Origin of the sequence: Curtobacterium sp. MCLR17_032 (assembly GCF_003234795.2) — a bacterium.
In the GTDB taxonomy this organism is placed as follows: domain Bacteria; phylum Actinomycetota; class Actinomycetes; order Actinomycetales; family Microbacteriaceae; genus Curtobacterium.
The window spans coordinates 3,657,914-3,675,087 of record NZ_CP126268.1 but is presented as its reverse complement, the minus strand read 5'-3'; the positions used below and the strand labels follow the sequence as shown (position 1 = coordinate 3,675,087).

Sequence of the window (17,174 nt, the reverse complement as noted above, 5' to 3'; positions counted from 1 at the left end):
ACGACCGCGCCGCCGAGCGGCGGTCGGAGCGAGCTCGCTGGCGGAGCCATGACCGTCCGGTAGCCGATATTGCCCGGACGCTACCGGGACGGAGCATGACGGCGGCTGTCTGCTCGTGAGGTTCGTCGTTAGAGTCGATTCGTGTCTCCGACAGTGCCGTTCGCCGCTCTCCCGATCGAGCAGCAGGACATCTCGTACGAGTACGGACCCGACTCAGCGGTCCGGCCGGACGTACCCTCCGGCACGATCGAGGAACTCCACCTCGACTCGAGCGAACGGTACCCGGGGACGTCTCGAAAGGTCTGGGTTCATCGCCCCGCAGGACATCTCGCTGATGCCGAGTGCGCGGTCATGGTGTTCAACGACGGCTGGTGGTACCTCGATCCAGCCGGCGCGGTGCGGGCTGGGGCCGTGCTGGACAACCTCGCTGCCGACGGTGTCCTTCCGCCGATGGTCGGCATGTTCGTCGACCCCGGCGTGATGGACGTCGACGGCGTACCGACGAAGCACCGGAACGCCGAGTACGACGCGTTCGATGACACCTACGCGAGCTTCCTGATGGAGGAGGTCCTACCAGAGGTCGAGTCCCGCTACGGCGTTTTGGCTGATCCGATGAACCGTGGCATCTGCGGCGGCAGCAGTGGTGGCAACGCCGCCCTGACAGCAGCATGGACTCGGCCCGACGGGTTCGGGAGGGTCATCGCGTTCAACCCGAGCTTCGCGCAGATGCCGGGCGCGAACCCGTACCCGACGCTCCTCGCGACCGAACCGCGCCGACCCACACGTGTGTTCCTGCATGCTGCGCACCGGGATCTGCACTGGAACGAGCGAGCGGCGAACTGGTTCGCCGAGAGCCTCGACACCGCGTCCGCACTCGCGAGAGCTGGCTACGACTTCCGGCTCGTCGTCGGCGACGGGTCGCACTCCCCGAACCACGGCGGGGTGCTGCTGCCCGATGCGCTGCGCTGGCTCTGGGCGGCGGGTCGCACCGATGCGTGAAGGCGGACTCGACTCGTCAGCCGACGAGGTGGCCTGGATCGTGACCGGGATGCCGGGTGCCGGCAAGTCGACGGTGAGCCGTCTCGTTGCCGCGGCGCTCCCTCGTGCCGTGCGGATCGGTGCCGATGACCTCAACGCGATGATCGTCTCCGGCGCGGTCTGGCCACTCGGCCACCCCGCCGACGAAGCAGAACGACAGGTTGAGCTCTGCTACCGCAATCTCGGGGCACTGGCGCACAACTTCACGGCGAGCGGTTTCGCGACGATCGTCGATTGCGTTCTTCCCGACGGAGATCATCTCGATCGCCTCCTCCGGCAGCTCCCTCAGCAGCGCGCACGGTTGGTCGTCCTCGCCCCTGGCGAAGCAGCCTGCCGCGACCGCAACGCCGCACGCAGCACGGATGAGCAGTTCGACTTCGATGGCTACCGCGAGCTCGACGCCACCATGCGAGTAGGCTTCGGTGATCAAGGTCAGTGGATCGACAGCGCCGACCTCAATGGTGAACAGACGATGCGGACGATCCTCGAACAGGTCGCCATCGTCAGCTCCGACAGCAGCGTCCGGTAGCCGATCCCCTTCAGGACAGGATCGTGATGAGCCGGTTCCCGAAGAGAGCTGCGTAGCCTCCTTGCCATTGCAGGATGTCCCGCACATGGTAGGCGGTGCGTGGGAGTCGTTGAGCGAACCGGTCAAAGCTGGAGAGAATCAGGACGAGGCCAGTCTCAGATGCGTCCCACCCGTAGGCTGCCTCAGCTACGTCTGACATGCAGTCGTTGAGCGCGTCCAGATTCTTCCCGAAGTAGCTGGGGAACTGAAGGCTTGTTGCGAATGCCATGTGCATCTGCTTGTCTTCTTCCCAGGCCCCGGCGTCTAGCTTCACGACCCGGTAGCCCTCGCGCCGAAGCCACGTCTTGGCGTTGCGCAACGCCGCATCGTCTTCAAGCCTGCGGACAAACCCGTCGCGGGCGATTTCGAAGTCCAGCCTGTTGCCGAGGATGTCTTCGGTGGAGAATGAGGGCACGCTACGAACCGTAGTACGGCGAAGAGGTCGAGGTGGGGCGGCGCCCGATCTCGCAGAAAGTGTCGTCGCTGCCCGCCAGCGTCTTTGATGGATCCTAATGGTCGTCCGATAGTCGACCGGCTATCGAGACTGTGTTCTCCTACCTTGCTGTGTGCTCGTCGAGTACCTCGATGGCTACTCTACCCGACCCGTTCGGGGCCTCACCGGGAGGCACGAGGGCCAGGGAGTATCAGAGCACGAGGACCGGCCACCACTGAAGTTCCGCGACGAGGAAGAGGCCGGCGTGCATCAATTCCTCGTCCAGGACCCTGACGGATACCTCGCGCGGTTCCAACCGTCACTGGGGCGACGAGCAACCGCCCGGTAGACGATCGGTCACCGGACGTTGCAGGAGCGCGGTGTGGTCTAGCGTCGCATCATGAGCGAGTTCTTCGTCGCGGGCAGCTGGCGGAATCAAGCAGCGGTCCTGACCGTCGCGGAAGCGTTAGACAGCATCGGGGTGTCGTCCTACTCCTTCGTTCGGACTGAGTACGACGAGGACGCGGCAGCACTGGCAGCTCCAGGGGGAGCAGATAACGCTGCGTTGGACTCGATGGGGGTGCGGAAGCTCTTCGAGCAAGACCTCGCCGAGCTTCGAGCATCTGAGCACTTCGTTCTCGTGCTTCCAGCTGGCGCAGCGGCGCACATCGAAGCAGGGATTGCCTTCGGCCTCGGCAAGCGGTGCTGGGCCGTGGGTCCTGTTGACCGATCCGAGACTCTGTATCGGATCTTCGAAGCGATGCCTGCTGACGCGGCCGGTCTAATCGAACACATCACGGCTCTGCCGGCAGTCCGGTAGCCGATCGGCTAGCGAGACGCCTTGATTCGAGGGCCGGCGAACAAGGTCCGCATCCTCCCGGAACGCGGCGAAGACGGGTCAGTGAGTTCCCGATCGCGGCCGTCGTCAGCACAGTGGTTTGGGCGTCGGTCGCTGAACGCCGCCGGCGTGCCCGTCGTCGCGCGTGGATGTCTGGATCAGGCGCGATCCTCACCATCGTCGCCCTATTTGCCCTCGCTGCGACTGTCATCCATTCTGCAGCACAGCCGAATTGAGCTCTATTTTGCTTTCCCGTTGCAATTTGCGGGGAAGCCGCTTTCGCGCAGACCTCCCCACTTTTGTCCTACTTAAGGCATCAGCGCTTGCGGCGCCTAATGATTACCACAGCACACACCACGATAAGCACTGCGAGAATTGAGAACCAAAGCACCGGAGGGATGGAATTCCCTTGGTTTGGGTTCACGGCGGCAAGCATTGCAGCGAGCACTACTAATTGTGCCATCATTCCTCAAGCCAGTTGTTGTGAATAGATAATACTGGCACTGCAACCTGTGTCGAACAACGGGAGCAACCGCGCTGGCCACGGAACGTGCACAGTCGAAGCCTGCCTCATCGTGCGCCCGATGTCCGTCCGATAGCCGATCGGCTACCGGGACAGCATCGCAAGCTGCGCGCCTCACTCGTCTCCGTTCCGTCCCGAGCACGGCAGTCATCACGGGTCGGCGCCAGCAGCGCGAGTCCTTCCTAGTGCGAGCCGCGGGGACGGCACATCCCACCTGCGACTGCGACCATCACGCCGACTATCGAGATTACGAGACCGATGTGCGAAGCGCTAGTGAGTTGCAGGACAAGCCCGACGATTAAGGCGAGCGCACCCAGGACGAGTGCCGCGAGCCAGCCCGGAACGTTCATGAGCTGAGCTTGCCACCGTCGCCTCTTTGCGTCCGATAGCCGATCGATTTCCGGTCCCCCGTGTAGCACGGCTGTATTATCCGAGCGTGCGCTACGTGAGCCTGGCAGATCGATGGGCGCTCGTCTTGGCGGTCGCGTTCATCGTCATCGGGGTCGCTCTTTGGACTCTGCCCCTCCACGTCCTGCACTCCACGACCGCACCGAACGTGGGCCTCTTCATCGGCTGCCTTGGGCTCGGTGTCGCGACCCGCACAAGTGTGAAAGCCCTGCTCGCGCGCCGACGAGCGCAGGCGACCAACGAACGGGACCTCTAGCTACAGGTCGTCTCGATAGTCGATCCTCTATCGGAACATCGAGCGATTGTTTCTTGAGGGGCTTGGGCCCTTAGCGGCGGACCTTGAGCTCTCCTCTGCTGGTGATCTGGATCGTTCCGGTCGGGTAGGTGACGTCACCGCAAGCCGTCTTGTCGTGAGAAGCGAACAGCCGCGTCGACTTCCTCCCGATTTCCGCCTTGGTCGTGGTGTCCGCGGCGGTCAACATGAACTTGTGTCCGTTCGGCTCGGAAGACCGCGCGGTGACCGTGTTCTTCGTTGCCGCATCGGCACAAACATCTTCGAGACAGACCGTGAGGACGTGTCCGGGGTGCACATCGACCCACGCAGTGGCGTCGATCGCCACGCTGGCGGTCGATTGGCGGCTTCCGCTGCATCCTGTGACGGAGCATGCCGTCACGCTCCCCGCTAGGAACACGGCCAGTATGCCGCCCGCGGTTGCACGCTTGCCCCACTCCATAGGTCGACCGTACGTCAAGAACTACTATTCGGAGCCCACCACGTGATACCTGTGCATTGTCGCATTTTCATCCCCTTGCGCACGGTGGTTTCGTCGAGTTGAGACTCATTCGAGGGGAGAGGCATCAGGTCCTCGTTACGTCACCTTCAGCGCGACTCAGAACGCGTTGTACTGGGGCATCTGCTCGCAGTCAGAGAAGAAATGCATGTCAGGTGTGGAGGACATGACCGGGAAGGTCTCGACCATGGCGCAGCAAGGTGAATGGATCCTCGAGCGTCACGGTCACAACGGCGGAACCAGCATGCTGGAGCCTTTCGGCAAGATCCCGACGCTCGGAACCAATTTGGACTCGGTGTCAGCGCTCGGGTCCACTGGAAACTTCTCGTTCACGTTCAACGACACCGGGACGACTTGCTGAACACTTTCGCGATCGACGCAGTCATCGCCTGGATCGTGTACGGCGCGGTGAACTCCGACTTCGCGCAGCGGTCCGGTCAGAAGTAGGCATTCGAGAACAGCTCTCACCGACTGAGCCGCAACAGCCTCCGAAGCCGCCGCACGCCCGCTGGCGTTGACGGCTCGCCCACCGCGACCGACTCCAACCGCGACCGGACGACCTCGGCGTCGAACCCGTACCCGATGGCGACGAGTGCCCGGGCAGCAGACCCGGTCCCGAGCGGTTCGACGTGGACCGTGCCGGTGACGACGTGCACCACGTACGGCCGGCTGGCGCTGCCGATCCGGACGTCGACGATGCCCTTGATCCGCGCGACGCCCGGAACGGGTGTGTCGAGCAGGTCGACGAGCGCGTCCGCGGACACCGGGGCGTGGAGTTCGCGGGTGACGGCCTCGGCGTGGTCGTGCACGTGCTCCGGCTCCGTCAGGCCCGAGAAGTCGAGCTCGTCCGATGCTGCCCGCTCCGCGACGTCGAACAGCACGGTGGGGTCGATCGCACCGCGCACGGCCGAGACGACGACGGCCCGCGGGGCGACGGCCCCGAGCGCGCGGAGGACGCGGTCGGCGTCCGGTGTGCGGTCGGTCTTGTTCGCCACCACGAGTGACGCCGTCCGGTAGCGGGCGTCACCGAGCCGCTCCGCCTCGGTCGTCCGCGCGAACCAGGCGGCGTCGACGACCTCCACGAGTCCGCCCCACCGGGCGCGGGGCGCCGAGCCGAACCGGATGAGCCGCGAGAGCACCGCGGGATCGGCTGCACCGCTCGCTTCGACCAGGACGACGTCGAGGGTGAGTCGTGCGTCGGTCAGGCGTTCGAGGGCGTCGTCGAGTCCGCTGGTGTCGTCGAGGCAGCAGATGCACCCGCCGGAGATCGAGGCCGCCTCGTCGATCTGCCCGACCACCAGTCCGGCGTCGATGTTCACGGCACCGAAGTCGTTCACCACGACGCCGATGCGGGCGCCCGGCGTGCGGAGCAGGGCGTTGACCAGGCTCGTCTTGCCGACGCCGAGCGGTCCGGTGATCGCGACGACGGGCACGGTGGAGCGCGCGTTCACGCTGACCTCCGTTCTGCCTCGTTGATGAGAACAGTTATCATCAAAGCATGTCGGATGCGGTCTTCCCGTTCAGCGCGGTCCTCGGTCAGGACGAGCTGAAGCGCTGCCTCGCGCTCTGCGCGGTCGATCCGGGCATCGCCGGTGTCCTGGCGATCGGTGACCGCGGCACCGCGAAGACGACGACCGTGCGGGGCCTCGGGGCGCTGCTCCGCACGGCGGGGGTGCCGATGCCGATCGCGGAACTGCCACTCGGCGCCAGCGAGGACCGGGTGCTCGGTTCGCTCGACATCGACCGCGCCCTCCGCGGCGAGGTCGCCTTCGCGCCGGGCGTCCTCGGTGAGGCGCACGGCGGCTTCCTCTACATCGACGAGGTGAACCTGCTCGACGACCTGCTGGTCGACGTGCTGCTCGACGTCGCCGCGTCCGGCGTGAACCGGGTGGAGCGCGACGGCATCAGCCACGTCCACCCGGCCCGGTTCGTGCTCGTCGGCAGCGGGAACCCCGAGGAGGGCGAGTTGCGCCCGCAGCTCGAGGACCGTTTCGGCCTGGCGACGGCGGTCACGACCATCACCGACGTCGACGTCCGCCTGGAGATCGTCCGCCGACGCCTCCGCTTCGACCGCGACCCGGCCGCGTTCGTCGCCGCCGCACGCGACGCGGAACTCCGCCTGGGCGAACGCATCGTCATGGCGCGTGAGCTGCTCGACGAGGTCGATGTGTCCGAGCGGATCCTGCGCCAGATCGTCGACGTCTGCGTCGAGTCCGGCGCGATCGGCCACCGAGCCGACCTCGTGATGACGCGGACCGCCCTCGCCGGCGCGGCCTTCGCCGGCCGGACGGACGTCACCGGCGCCGACGTCGCCATGGCAGCCGTGCCGGCACTCCGACACCGGACCCCGCGCCAGCCAGCGGAACGTGCAGCAGCCCCTGCGGCGCGCGTCCGGCTGGCGACGGCCCGGGTGCTCGGCCTGCGGGCCGCGTGACCGACGACCAGCACCGGGCGGTGCTCGACCGATGGCTCGCCGGCGACCGGTTCGGGATCCTCTGCACGGGCGACGCAGACACCGCCGAGAAGGCCTTCCGCGAGCTCGCCGATGCAGCTGATGCCCGCTTCGCGCACGCCGAGGCGGTCGACGCAGAACGGCTCGCGGCGGTCCAGGGCGAGCGCGTGCTCGCCCTGGCGTGGGACGCCCGCGACGTCGCACCGGCGCTGCTCCGCCGCTGTACGGCCGTCCTCCGGTTCGCACATCCACGCACCGTCACGCCGCCGAGACCACGCAGGGCACCGGCCTGGAGGCTCGACGAACTGCCCGGCGCGGTCGTCCGGCTCCTCGACGTGGCCGGTCTCCGAGACCACGGGCTCGACGTGGCTGCATCGCGTCTCGCCCTGGGGCTCGCCGACGGCGGCCACCCGGATCCGCTCGCCGTCGTCGCGGAGGTCGTCGCGTGGCCGCGGCGCTCCGGACCGGCCGTCCCGGAGGACCCGACCGGGGGAGCGGACAACGAGGGCGAGGACGACGCGGCCGGCCCGTCGGTCGAGGGCGAGGCGGACGGCATCGGGAGCGCACCGACGACCGATGATCCAGCAGCGACCGCCGACGACGAGGACGGCGACGGAACGGCAGCAGGCGACCCGGACACCGGAGCCGGCGACGAGGACGGCACGGGCAGTGGGCGCGCTGACCGCCCGGACGTGACCGGCGAACCGGATGCGCGCGACTCCGACTCGACGGACGAGGGGCCCGGCGACGAGGCGGACGGGACCGACGAGGGCGACGCCAGCGCCGATGACCGGGCGACCAGCAGCGCGGACGTGACCCGCGGTGCGGAGGCGAGCACCGCCTCCCGGCCGGACCCGGACGTAACCTCCGGCGACGACCCGACCGGTACTGACGACGCGACCGGCGCGACGGCGACGGCGCAGGAGTGCCCGCTCGACGGTGACCCCACCGGCCTGGCGGTCACCATCGGGGCGACCGGCGTCACGACGGACCAGTCGATGCGCGTCCGCCCGGCGACGCGGAGCGACCGGCACCTGCGTGGGCGAGACGGGCCGTCGAGCCGATCGGACGACCGCGGGCGGATCGTGCGTGACGTGGCGCTCGACCGCGGTCGGGGTGGGATCGCCGTGGTGCCGAGCCTGCGACGCGCGGCGGTCCGGGTGGCGCTCCAGACCGCGATGGGCAGCCCCGATCCGGTCCCGCTCGTCCGCGACGACCTGCGTTCAGCGGTCCTGGCGAGACGAGGGGGGACCCACACGGTGGTGCTCGTCGACGGCTCGTCCTCGTTGGGGCGGGCGGGACTCGACCGGGCGGGTTCCGCCGCTGACCGCCTGGCCGCCGAGGTCTGCGCGCGACGCGGCACCGTGAGTGTCGTCGTGGCGGCCGGTGACCGTGCGGAGATCGTCGTCACCCGCGCGACGAGTCTGCACCGCACCCGGTGGGGGATCGGCCGGGCACGGACGGGTGGCGGGACGCCGCTCGCGCACGGGCTCCTGGTCGCCGCGGAGCTGCTCGACGCCGACGAGCCCGGTCGCCGCCGGCTGGTGGTCGTCTCCGACGGCAGGCCGACGGTCGGACTCGACGGAACGGTGCTCGGCGAGGCCGCGGCGGTCGGCGAACTCCGGGCGGTGCTGCTCGACGTCACCGCCCGCGTGCCGGACGTCGCCCTGCTCCCCGTGGGCGTGCCTCCCGGGATCCGGTTCGAGCGGGACACGGGGCCGTTCCGCGCTGCTGGCGTCCGGGTGCTCGGGGACGGACGCGGCTGAAGGGCGTCTGCCCTCCCGGCTCGCGGTCCTGCCCGCGATCCGGGGTCAGCGGGTGCGGATCGCCAGGCGCTGGAGCGTCATCGCGCCGTCTTGTGTGAAGAGCCCCAGCCGGCCGGCCCTGCGGTCGTAGAGCCGCGTGCTCAACGCCACGGAGCCGTCGATGACCGCGACACAGATGTCGCCGTCGAGGTGCACTTGGATCCGGTGCGCTCCAGGAGCGAGCTCCACAGGGCGTTCCAGTTCCACGGCGTGCGGCACGTCACCGAGGATCTGCCACTGCTCGGTCCCGGTGCTGCCGCGCGGCCACCGGTCGAACACGACCCGGTTCCGATCTGGTTCGAGGCGGAGCGCGTACCCCTCCTCGCCGTCGTCGCTCGTGCGCAGGAGCAGCCCGAGCGAGGCGGTGCCGGGCTCGATGACGACGTCGGCGACGACCAGTGCTTCGTCGGGGAGTTCCGGTCCGACCCACGACGCGTACCGGGTGGTCGCACCGTTCCCGACCGTCCCGTCGGCGCCGTTCACCGGTTCGAGCTGCGCCGTGACGTCCGACTCGTGCCGGTACGCGGCCTGCACCGCGTCCGGCAGGTCGAACCGGAGTGAACCGTCCGGGCGCTGGTGTGCCTGCAGTGTCGCCATGGTGCCGGCCCACTGCCAGGCTCCTTCGTCGCGGTGGCCGTCCTTCGTCGCGATCCAGCCGACGAAGTACCGGTCGTCGCCGAGCGCGACCGTCTTCGCTGCGTAGAAGGCGCGTCCGTCGACGGTGTCGTCCGTCGGGGCGAGCCACGGCCCGTCCGGGGACGTCGCGATGCGGTACCGGGTGCAGAACGCATCGGAGAACTCCGAGTACACGAGGTACCACCACTCGCCCCACTGGAACACGTCGGGGCACTCCTGGGTGATGAAGCGGTGTGGTTCCCAGAGCGGCTCGGCGTCGCGCCACGTGACCAGGTCGTCCGACTCGAGCCGAGCGACGAGCCCGGACCGTCGGTAGGGGTCATCCCGCCGCCGTGTCGCGAGCAGCATCTGCCAGGGCCGGTCGGCGGCCGGCCGGAACACGAAGGGGTCCCGCCAGTCTTCAGGGGAGTAGCCGGCGAGTGCGGGGAAGTCCCAGTCGGGGTGCTTCGTCCAGTCGGTGAGGTCGCCGTCGGAGGTCGCGTGACACACCACCTGCGCGTCCTTCGGCCCGCCGTCCGCCTCGATCGTGATGCGCGGGTTGTGGCCCGTGTAGAAGAGGTGCAGCGCTCCGGTCTCGTCCTGGACGACGCTGCCCGTGTAGCAGTCGAAGTCGCTGGCCTCCGGTCCGCCGGACGGGAGCACCACGCCGCGGTCCTCGAAGTCGACGAAGTCGGTCGTGGTCACGGCGCCCCACGGCATCCCCGTGCTCCGCTCGAGCGGGGGAGCGTCGGGTCGCTCGTCGAGCAGGTAGAACAGCCATGCCGTGCCCTCGTGCTCGAAGGGGATCACGTCCCCGACGAAGCCGTTCGGCGGCTGGAAGTGGGTGCTGGGGTGGACGGTCACCTAGGTTCCTTCGGGTCGTGGGGATGCGAGCGAGCTGCGGGGCACGTAGTCGCAGGGGACGAGGTGTCGGCCGGGCTGCTCCGTCGCTGCGAGGAGCAGCGTTCCGGCGTCGTAGCCCATCTGCTGGTGCGGGAGTGCGACGGTGGTCAACGGTGGGTGCATCTGGTCGGCGAGGTCCGGCTGGTCGTCGAAGCCGACGATGCTGATGTCCTCGGGGCACCGCATGCCGAGTGACTGCGCGGCCATCAGGGCACCGACGGCCATGCGGTCGTTGCCACAGATGATCGCCGTCGGACGGGTGGTCGTCAGGACCTCCATCGCCAGGTCGTAGCCCGAGCCCACCTGGAACGTGCCGAACGCGACGCGGATGGTGTCGGCCGAGACGTCCGCGTCGGCCGCGGCCCGGTCGAGTCCGCGCTTGCGCTCCCGGCAGGCGTAGTCGTCCTCGGGGCCCCCGAGGAAGGCGATGTCGGTGTGTCCTGCCGCGAAGACGGCGGCGGCCACGTCGTACCCGCCCTGGAACTCGTCGGCCAGCACGGTGACGGCGGGTGCGTCGCCGGACGGGAAGCAGTTGACGTAGACGGTCCGGACGCGCTCGAGGCCGTCCACCGGTGTGACGTACTCCGGACCGGGTGCCGCGTAGATGAGACCGGCGACGCCCTGCTGGACGAGGTTCTCGACCGCTGCCTTGCCGCCGTCCGTGGTCTGCGCGGTCTCGACCACGAAGCAGACGTAGCCGGCCTCCTGGACCGCCTGCTGCACACCGAGCACGATGTGGCCGGCGTACGGCTGGGCGACGAGTCGGTCGGCGATGACCCCGACCGTGTACGACCTGTTCGAACGCAGCGACTGCGCCGCGCGGTTCGGCTGGAAGTTCAGCTCCTTCGCCGCCTCGAGCACCCGGGCTCGGGTGTCCGCAGCGATGGACACGTCCCTGCGGTCGTTCAGCACGAACGACACGGTCGGTTGTGACACGCCTGCGTGACGTGCGACGTCCTTCATCGTGACGCGGTGCGGCTGCGTCGTGCGTTGGCGGCTCGCCATCGACCCTCCTTCATCACCCTCATCATGCCAGAGCAAATACGTATTGCGTCGACCGTTGCCGGTGTGTACGCTCGCCACAAATACGTATTGGCACCCGGTCATCGGGGCCATCATCGCTCAGAGAGGAGCGACCGTGACGAACGGATTCAGTACACCGATCGACCGGCGCACGCTGTTCAAGTTCGGCGGAGCCGGGCTCGCGCTGGCCGGCATCGGCTCGCTGGCTGCCTGCTCGACCAGCGGCGGAGGGGGCAGCGGATCGGGGACCGTGAAGATGCTCTACTTCGGCGAGCAGAGCGCCGCCAGTGCACTGCAGAAGGCGATCGAGCCGAAGATCAAGCGCCTGGACAAGAAGGCCAGCCTCGAGGTGACCGCGATCAACGGCACCGACTGGAACGACTTCCTCGCCAAGGTGCTCACCCAGATCGCCTCGGGCGACGTCCCGGACATCGTCAGTGTCGCCACCGAGGGGCAACAGCTCCTGGCGTCGAAGAACCTGCTCACGCCGCTCGACGAGTACGTCACGAAGAACCTGTCGGACCTGCACGAGTACTTCACCGGCGCGCACCCGGTGCTGCTCGAGTCGACGATGTACCAGGGGCACCTCTACACGCTGCCGGACAGCTTCAACGCCGGCAGCATGTTCTACTCGACCGACCTGTTCGACAAGGCCGGTCTCGCGCGCCCTGCGGCCGACTGGACCATGGACGACTTCCACTCCTCGGCCGATCGCCTCGCGAAGGTCGGTGGCGGCACCTACGCCTTCGACTGGGTGGTGCGGCTCTGGGGGAGTTGGACCTCCTTCCTCTACGCCAACGACGGGAACCTGCTCGAGGAGGGCAAGTACTCCGGCGGCGACTGGCTCTGGAAGAGCAAGGCGTTCTCCGACAACCCGATCGGTGTCGCCGGCCGCAAGGGCGGATGGAAGTGGGGCGACCCCACCGCCAACTCGGACGCAGCCATCGAGGCGCTGCAGTACGTCATCGACCTGCAGAAGTCCGGCGCATCGCCCTCGCCCGATGTCGGCGGTGGTGCCACCCTGCAGGGGCTGATGGCCTCCGGTCGGATCGGCATGACCATCGGCGGCGGCTTCTGGGCCGGTGGGCTCCACAACGCGGGCATGAAGGACGGCAGCTTCGACGTCGTGCAGTTCCCCACGTGGAAGAGCAACAAGTCCCTCTTCGGCGCCGGTGGGTACGGCATCTTCAACTCGTCGAAGCAGAAGGACCTGGCCTTCGAGGTCATCAAGCTGATGGTGCAGCCGGAGAGCTTCGATTCGCTCTGGCCGGGCAACGTGACCACCCCGGCGCAGAAGTCGCTGATGACCGCGGAACGCTACTCCACGACGGGGCCGGAGCACTGGTCGGTGTTCTACGACCAGCTCGACAACTCGGCACCCATCTCGGCACCGCCGTACTACAACGCCCTCGCGACGGCGCTCAACCAGCGCACCACGCAGGCGATCTCCTCCGGCAACGCGAAGAAGGCTCTCGACGGCCTGCAGGCTGACATCGAGAAGGCTGCTGCGCAGGCGTCGTCGTGACCGCAGCGACCGGAACACGCACCGGGCGGGCCGCGACGGCCGCCCGTCGGCCAGCGGCCAGACGTGCCCGTCGGCGGGAATCCACCTTCGGGTTCCTCATGATCGGGCTCGCGGTGGTCTTCGTCGCCGTGTTCACCCTCATCCCGATCCTGGCCTCGCTCGGACTGTCCTTCACCTCCTGGGACGTCATCAGCAGCCCCAAGTGGGTCGGGCTCGACAACTACGTCCGACTCTTCACGGACGGGCCGGTCCTGGCGTCCTTCGGCGTCACCATCGGACTCGCCCTCGCCATCGTCGTCCTGCAGATCTCGCTCGGACTCCTGCTGGCCGTGCTGGCGAACAACCGGAAGCGCAACGCCACCCGCGTGTTCTTCCGCACGTCGTTCTACCTGCCACTCCTGGCATCGACCGCCGCCGTGTCGATCTTCATGGGCTACATCTTCGACACGAAGTTCGGCCTCATCAACTACTACCTCAACGAGATCGGCCTGCCGGGGGCGCACTGGTTGAACGACCCCTTCTGGGCGAAGGTCACGATCGTGATGGTCGTGGTCTGGCAACAGGTCGGGTTCACCTTCGTGCTCTTCGTCGCCGCACTGCTGGCGGTGCCGGTGGACGTCCAGGAAGCGGCCTCCATCGACGGCGCCGGCCCCTGGCGATCGCTGTTCCAGATCAAGGTCCCGTTGATCAGCCCCACGATCCTGTTCGCGACCGTCATCGCGATGATCAACGCGATGCAGCTGTTCGATCAGCCGTTCATCATGACCAAGGGCGGGCCCGGTACCGCGACGACGACGGCCACGATCTCGATGTACCAGGCCGGCTTCCAGAACCTGCAGTTCGGGTTCGCCTCGGCCATCGCGATCCTCCTGCTGGTCATCATCGGCATCATCACCGCCGTCCAGTTCATCGCCGCACGAAAGCTGGTGTTCTACCAATGACGACCACCGACACCCTCAACCCGCTGCACAGCCCGGAGACGGTGGCACAGCCGAGCATCGACCACATCGTCCGGCGCCGGCGTCCTGCCGCCACCGTCGGGAGCGTCATCGGGATGGTCATCCTGATCGTCGCCGCGGTGTTCGCGCTCGGGCCGCTGCTCTGGACCCTGACCACGTCCCTCCGGACGCCAGCGGAGTCGTTCAACAACCCGCCGCAGTGGCTCCCGCTGTCCTGGGACTTCAGCAACTACGCCGCGGTGTTCAACCAGATCCCGATCGGACAGTTCTTCGTCAACAGCGTCGTCGTCACGCTGCTCATCGTCGTCGGCCAGACCATCACCTGCACCCTGTCGGGCTACGCGTTCGCGATGATCAGCTTCCCCGGCAAGAACACCATCTTCGGGATCTTCCTCGCCACGATGATGGTGCCGATCCAGACGATCATCATCCCCGTCTTCGTCATCCTCAAGGACGTCGGCCTGACCGGGTCGATCGCGTCCCTGATCGTTCCCGCCCTCGGCAGCGCGTTCGGCACCTTCCTGATGCGGCAGTACTTCATGCAGATGCCGAAGGAGCTCGGCGAAGCGGCACGGATCGACGGGGCGAGTCAGTTCGGCGTGTTCTGGCACGTCTACTCGCGGATGGCGAGTCCGGCGATCGCGACGCTCGCGATCCTGAACTTCTCCGGTTTCTGGGCCGAGTACTACCGGCCGTTGATCTTCCTCAACCAGCAGGACTCCTTCACCCTGCCGCTGGGGTTGGTCGGTCTGCAGGGCAACCTCGGGACCGGGTCGATCTCCGTCGTCCTGGCCGGCGTCGTGCTGACGATGATCCCGAGCGTCCTGCTCTTCGTCTTCGCACAGCGCTACTTCATCGAAGGCGTCACGGCTGGATCCTCCCGATGACCGACACCGTCACCGGCCACCCGGAACTCCGCGATGCCGACACCACCGCTGCCGATCACCACCTCCCGCAGTTCCACGTCAGGCTTCCCCGCGGGTACGTCAACGACCCCAACGGGCCCATCGACATCGACGGCCAGGCACACCTGTACTTCCAGTCCCGACCCCGCGTCGACCTCGACGTCCCGGTGGAGTGGGGACACGCCACCAGCGACGACCTCGTGCACTGGACGCTGCACCGGCCCGCCATCGTCCCCGTCCCGGGCGGGAGCGACTCGGGAGGCGCGTGGTCCGGCAACACCGTGCTCCACGAGGGCACCGTGCGCGCCTACTACTCGGGCAAGGTCGACGACAGTCCGTTCCAGTCGGTGCTCCTCGCCGAATCCACCGATGGCGGCAACACCTTCGGCCCGCCGGTCCAGGTCGTCGCCGATCCGTCGGCCGACGAGGGGATCACGATGTTCCGTGATCCGTTCGTCTGGCAGGACGAGGACGGCTGGTCGATGGCGGTCGGAGCGGCATCGGCGGACCAGACCGCTTCCGTTCGTCAGTACCGGTCTGCCGACGGCATCACCTGGACGTCCGTCGGCGACCTGCTGGCGATGCCCCGCACCACCGTCGACGGCATCGACACCGGCGAAGGGTGGGAGTGTCCGCAGATCCTCCCGGTCGACGGCACCGAGGTCGCCATCGTGGCGTCCTGGTCACACGCGGCGGGACCGGGCGACGTCATCGCGATCCCGCTGGCAGGTCCGCGGCACCTCGACCGGGTCGACGAGGGGCAGCACTTCTACGCAGCATCGGTGATGCGGACCGGATCCTGGGGGGCCGTGCTCTTCGGGTGGATCACCGAGGGGCGGACCGACGAGTGGACCGAGCAGGTCGGCTGGTCCGGCGCCATCTCCGTGCCCCGGAGGACATGGCTCGAGGACGGCCGGCTCCGCAGCGAGCCCCATCCCGCGCTCGAGTCCCTCCGAGCCGGCGGACCACAGCCGGGGAACGGAGCGACGATCGGGGCACAGGTGGAGATCGTGCTCCCGGTACCGGTCACCGGGAGCGTCCTGGTGCGGTTCTCGGAGACCGAGTACCTGGCCATCCGCGTCGACCTGGACACCGACACCCTCACCGTCGATCGCGCGCAGGCCAGCCGTGACGACCGTGCCGATCCGACTCCGGCGGTGGTCCGAGCACCGTTCGATCGCTCGGCGGAGCGGCCCGCGGTCCGGGTGCTGTTGGACGGATCCGTCGTCGAGGTGTTCACCAGCGCCGGCCACGCCGTCACCACACGCGTCTACCCCGAGCAAGCACCACCGTGGACGGTGGAAGCACCGGCCGGGGCACTCGTCTGGGAGCTGGCGAGCGCCGCCGTGACCGTGGTCGGTACGAGATGACCGGGTACCCGATCACCGTCGCGGGCGAGTCGCTGGTCGACGTCGTGCACGACGAGCGGACCCGGGAAGTGCCCGGTGGGAGCCCCGCGAACGTCGCACTCGGACTGGCGCGGCTCGGCACGCCGGTCGAGTTCGCGACGTGGCTCGGGGACGACGCGCGCGGACACCGCATCGCCGATCACCTCCGAGCGTCCGGCGTCCAGGTCGTCGACGACGCGTTCGGTGCGACGCGGACGTCGTCCGCGGTCGTCCGGCTGGCTCCGGACGGCCAACCGACCTACGAGTTCGACATCGAGTGGGACCTGCCGGACCTGCCGCGGACCCCGCGGTGGTTGCACGTCGGATCGATCAGCGCCTTCCTCGAGCCGGGGGCCGGCAAGGTGTCCGAACTCGCCCGGCGCACGGCGGCCGACGGCGGAACCGTCTCCTTCGACCCCAACATCCGTCCTGCGCTCCTCGGCGGACCGGCCGACGGACGTCGCACGTTCGAGCGACTCGCAGCGGTCGCCGACGTCGTGAAGCTCTCCGATGAAGACGCCGGCTGGCTCTACCCGGGGCTGGGTGCGGACGCCGTGCTCGATCGTCTCCTCGAGATCGGCGTCGAGTTCGCCGCCCTCACCACGGGTGCCGCGGGGTCGATCGTGACGACCGCGACCGAGCGGGTGACCGTCCCCGGCCAACGCGTCGACGTCGTCGACACCGTCGGGGCCGGGGACAGCTACATGGCGACGCTCATCTGGCAGCTCCGGACGCGCGGCGCCGCTGTCGGCCCGATCAGCCGAGACGGCCTCCGCGAGCTCGGCCGCGTCAGTACGCGTGCCGCGGCGATCACCGTCGCCCGGCGCGGCGCCGACCTGCCGAGCAGGGACGACCTGTTCCCCGCCGTCCCCGAGATCCGCTGATGACCGCCCAACTGGACTTCTCGGTCATCAGCGGCGCCTTCGCCCTCTGACTCCAGATCACGCTCACGATCGTCAGCGCCAGTCCCGTCTGGCTCCTGGCCTCGACTGCACCGCTC

17 protein-coding genes are annotated in these 17,174 nt (G+C 68.3%); 12 read left to right on the top strand and 5 right to left on the bottom strand.

The features are described 5' to 3' along the window. Window positions 1–141 precede the first annotated feature (141 nt). Both DEI97_RS17525 and DEI97_RS17520 read left to right on the top strand, forming a co-directional pair. Window positions 142–999 (top strand): alpha/beta hydrolase, encoded by an 858-nt coding sequence (locus tag DEI97_RS17525; RefSeq protein ID WP_284158294.1) that lies wholly within the window; start codon window positions 142–144, stop codon window positions 997–999. Window positions 1,000–1,027: 28 nt separating this feature from the next. Then, entirely contained in the window at window positions 1,028–1,567 is a 540-nt protein-coding gene (locus tag DEI97_RS17520) for a P-loop nucleotide/nucleoside kinase family protein (protein WP_284158293.1), read from the top strand. 10 nt (window positions 1,568–1,577) lie between these two features. On the opposite strand, the gene DEI97_RS17515 is transcribed toward DEI97_RS17520, so the two are convergent. Next, a complete protein-coding gene (locus DEI97_RS17515; RefSeq protein WP_111076274.1) occupies window positions 1,578–2,021 on the bottom strand; it encodes a barstar family protein in 444 nt (147 codons plus the stop codon). A gap of 418 nt (window positions 2,022–2,439) precedes the next feature. Here DEI97_RS17515 and DEI97_RS17510 point away from each other — a divergent pair, with 418 nt between their 5' ends. Together DEI97_RS17510 and DEI97_RS17505 are read left to right on the top strand one after the other, a co-directional pair. After that, entirely contained in the window at window positions 2,440–2,859 is a 420-nt protein-coding gene (locus tag DEI97_RS17510; protein ID WP_111076275.1) for a hypothetical protein, read from the top strand. A gap of 977 nt (window positions 2,860–3,836) precedes the next feature. After that, window positions 3,837–4,064 carry a hypothetical protein gene (locus tag DEI97_RS17505; RefSeq protein ID WP_111076276.1) on the top strand — a complete coding sequence of 76 codons (228 nt, stop codon included), beginning with the start codon at window positions 3,837–3,839 and terminating at the stop codon, window positions 4,062–4,064. A gap of 70 nt (window positions 4,065–4,134) precedes the next feature. On the opposite strand, the gene DEI97_RS17500 is transcribed toward DEI97_RS17505, so the two are convergent. Then, entirely contained in the window at window positions 4,135–4,542 is a 408-nt protein-coding gene (locus DEI97_RS17500; protein ID WP_146248247.1) for a hypothetical protein, read from the bottom strand. 205 nt (window positions 4,543–4,747) lie between these two features. Between DEI97_RS17500 and DEI97_RS17495 the strand changes: the two genes are divergently transcribed. Beyond that, the gene (locus DEI97_RS17495; RefSeq protein WP_181439368.1) at window positions 4,748–4,960 is read left to right on the top strand and encodes a hypothetical protein; all 213 of its coding nucleotides are present in this window, start codon (window positions 4,748–4,750) and stop codon (window positions 4,958–4,960) included. A 103-nt stretch (window positions 4,961–5,063) separates the two neighbouring features. On the opposite strand, the gene DEI97_RS17490 is transcribed toward DEI97_RS17495, so the two are convergent. Further along, window positions 5,064–6,050 (bottom strand): CobW family GTP-binding protein, encoded by a 987-nt coding sequence (locus DEI97_RS17490; protein ID WP_111076278.1) that lies wholly within the window; start codon window positions 6,048–6,050, stop codon window positions 5,064–5,066. 47 nt (window positions 6,051–6,097) lie between these two features. Here DEI97_RS17490 and DEI97_RS17485 point away from each other — a divergent pair, with 47 nt between their 5' ends. Continuing rightward, a complete protein-coding gene (locus DEI97_RS17485; RefSeq protein ID WP_111076279.1) occupies window positions 6,098–7,033 on the top strand; it encodes a magnesium chelatase ATPase subunit I in 936 nt (311 codons plus the stop codon). Then, complete coding sequence (locus tag DEI97_RS17480; RefSeq protein WP_111076280.1) at window positions 7,030–8,817, top strand: VWA domain-containing protein; 1,788 nt, start codon at window positions 7,030–7,032, stop codon at window positions 8,815–8,817. Before DEI97_RS17485 ends, DEI97_RS17480 begins: the two co-directional genes overlap by 4 nt. 45 nt (window positions 8,818–8,862) lie before the next feature. On the opposite strand, the gene DEI97_RS17475 is transcribed toward DEI97_RS17480, so the two are convergent. Both DEI97_RS17475 and DEI97_RS17470 read right to left on the bottom strand, forming a co-directional pair. Beyond that, window positions 8,863–10,335 carry a glycoside hydrolase family 32 protein gene (locus DEI97_RS17475; RefSeq protein ID WP_111076281.1) on the bottom strand — a complete coding sequence of 491 codons (1,473 nt, stop codon included), beginning with the start codon at window positions 10,333–10,335 and terminating at the stop codon, window positions 8,863–8,865. After that, a complete protein-coding gene (locus DEI97_RS17470) occupies window positions 10,336–11,379 on the bottom strand; it encodes a LacI family DNA-binding transcriptional regulator (protein ID WP_111076282.1) in 1,044 nt (347 codons plus the stop codon). 133 nt (window positions 11,380–11,512) lie between these two features. Between DEI97_RS17470 and DEI97_RS17465 the strand changes: the two genes are divergently transcribed. The 5 genes from DEI97_RS17465 to DEI97_RS17445 are packed head-to-tail and all read left to right on the top strand — an operon-like array spanning window position 11,513 to window position 17,058. Beyond that, a complete protein-coding gene (locus DEI97_RS17465; protein ID WP_111076283.1) occupies window positions 11,513–12,922 on the top strand; it encodes an ABC transporter substrate-binding protein in 1,410 nt (469 codons plus the stop codon). Further along, a complete protein-coding gene (locus DEI97_RS17460; RefSeq protein ID WP_111076284.1) occupies window positions 12,919–13,863 on the top strand; it encodes a carbohydrate ABC transporter permease in 945 nt (314 codons plus the stop codon). The genes DEI97_RS17465 and DEI97_RS17460 overlap by 4 nt, the downstream gene beginning before the upstream one ends. After that, complete coding sequence (locus DEI97_RS17455; protein ID WP_111076285.1) at window positions 13,860–14,768, top strand: carbohydrate ABC transporter permease; 909 nt, start codon at window positions 13,860–13,862, stop codon at window positions 14,766–14,768. The genes DEI97_RS17460 and DEI97_RS17455 overlap by 4 nt, the downstream gene beginning before the upstream one ends. Further along, window positions 14,765–16,156, top strand: coding sequence for a glycoside hydrolase family 32 protein (locus tag DEI97_RS17450; RefSeq protein WP_111076286.1), 1,392 nt, complete (start codon window positions 14,765–14,767; stop codon window positions 16,154–16,156). Before DEI97_RS17455 ends, DEI97_RS17450 begins: the two co-directional genes overlap by 4 nt. After that, the gene (locus DEI97_RS17445; protein WP_111076287.1) at window positions 16,153–17,058 is read left to right on the top strand and encodes a carbohydrate kinase family protein; all 906 of its coding nucleotides are present in this window, start codon (window positions 16,153–16,155) and stop codon (window positions 17,056–17,058) included. The genes DEI97_RS17450 and DEI97_RS17445 overlap by 4 nt, the downstream gene beginning before the upstream one ends. Window positions 17,059–17,174 lie beyond the last annotated feature (116 nt).

Bases quoted from the DNA above. Each gene is read 5' to 3' on its own strand.
- DEI97_RS17455 (WP_111076285.1), top strand. From the start codon at position 13,860: ATGACGACCACCGACACCCTCAACCCGCTGCACAGCCCGGAGACGGTG.
- DEI97_RS17500 (WP_146248247.1), bottom strand. From the start codon at position 4,542: ATGGAGTGGGGCAAGCGTGCAACCGCGGGCGGCATACTGGCCGTGTTC.
- DEI97_RS17495 (WP_181439368.1), top strand. From the start codon at position 4,748: ATGTCAGGTGTGGAGGACATGACCGGGAAGGTCTCGACCATGGCGCAG.
- DEI97_RS17445 (WP_111076287.1), top strand. From the start codon at position 16,153: ATGACCGGGTACCCGATCACCGTCGCGGGCGAGTCGCTGGTCGACGTC.
- DEI97_RS17485 (WP_111076279.1), top strand. From the start codon at position 6,098: ATGTCGGATGCGGTCTTCCCGTTCAGCGCGGTCCTCGGTCAGGACGAG.
- DEI97_RS17470 (WP_111076282.1), bottom strand. From the start codon at position 11,379: ATGGCGAGCCGCCAACGCACGACGCAGCCGCACCGCGTCACGATGAAG.
- DEI97_RS17450 (WP_111076286.1), top strand. From the start codon at position 14,765: ATGACCGACACCGTCACCGGCCACCCGGAACTCCGCGATGCCGACACC.
- DEI97_RS17510 (WP_111076275.1), top strand. From the start codon at position 2,440: ATGAGCGAGTTCTTCGTCGCGGGCAGCTGGCGGAATCAAGCAGCGGTC.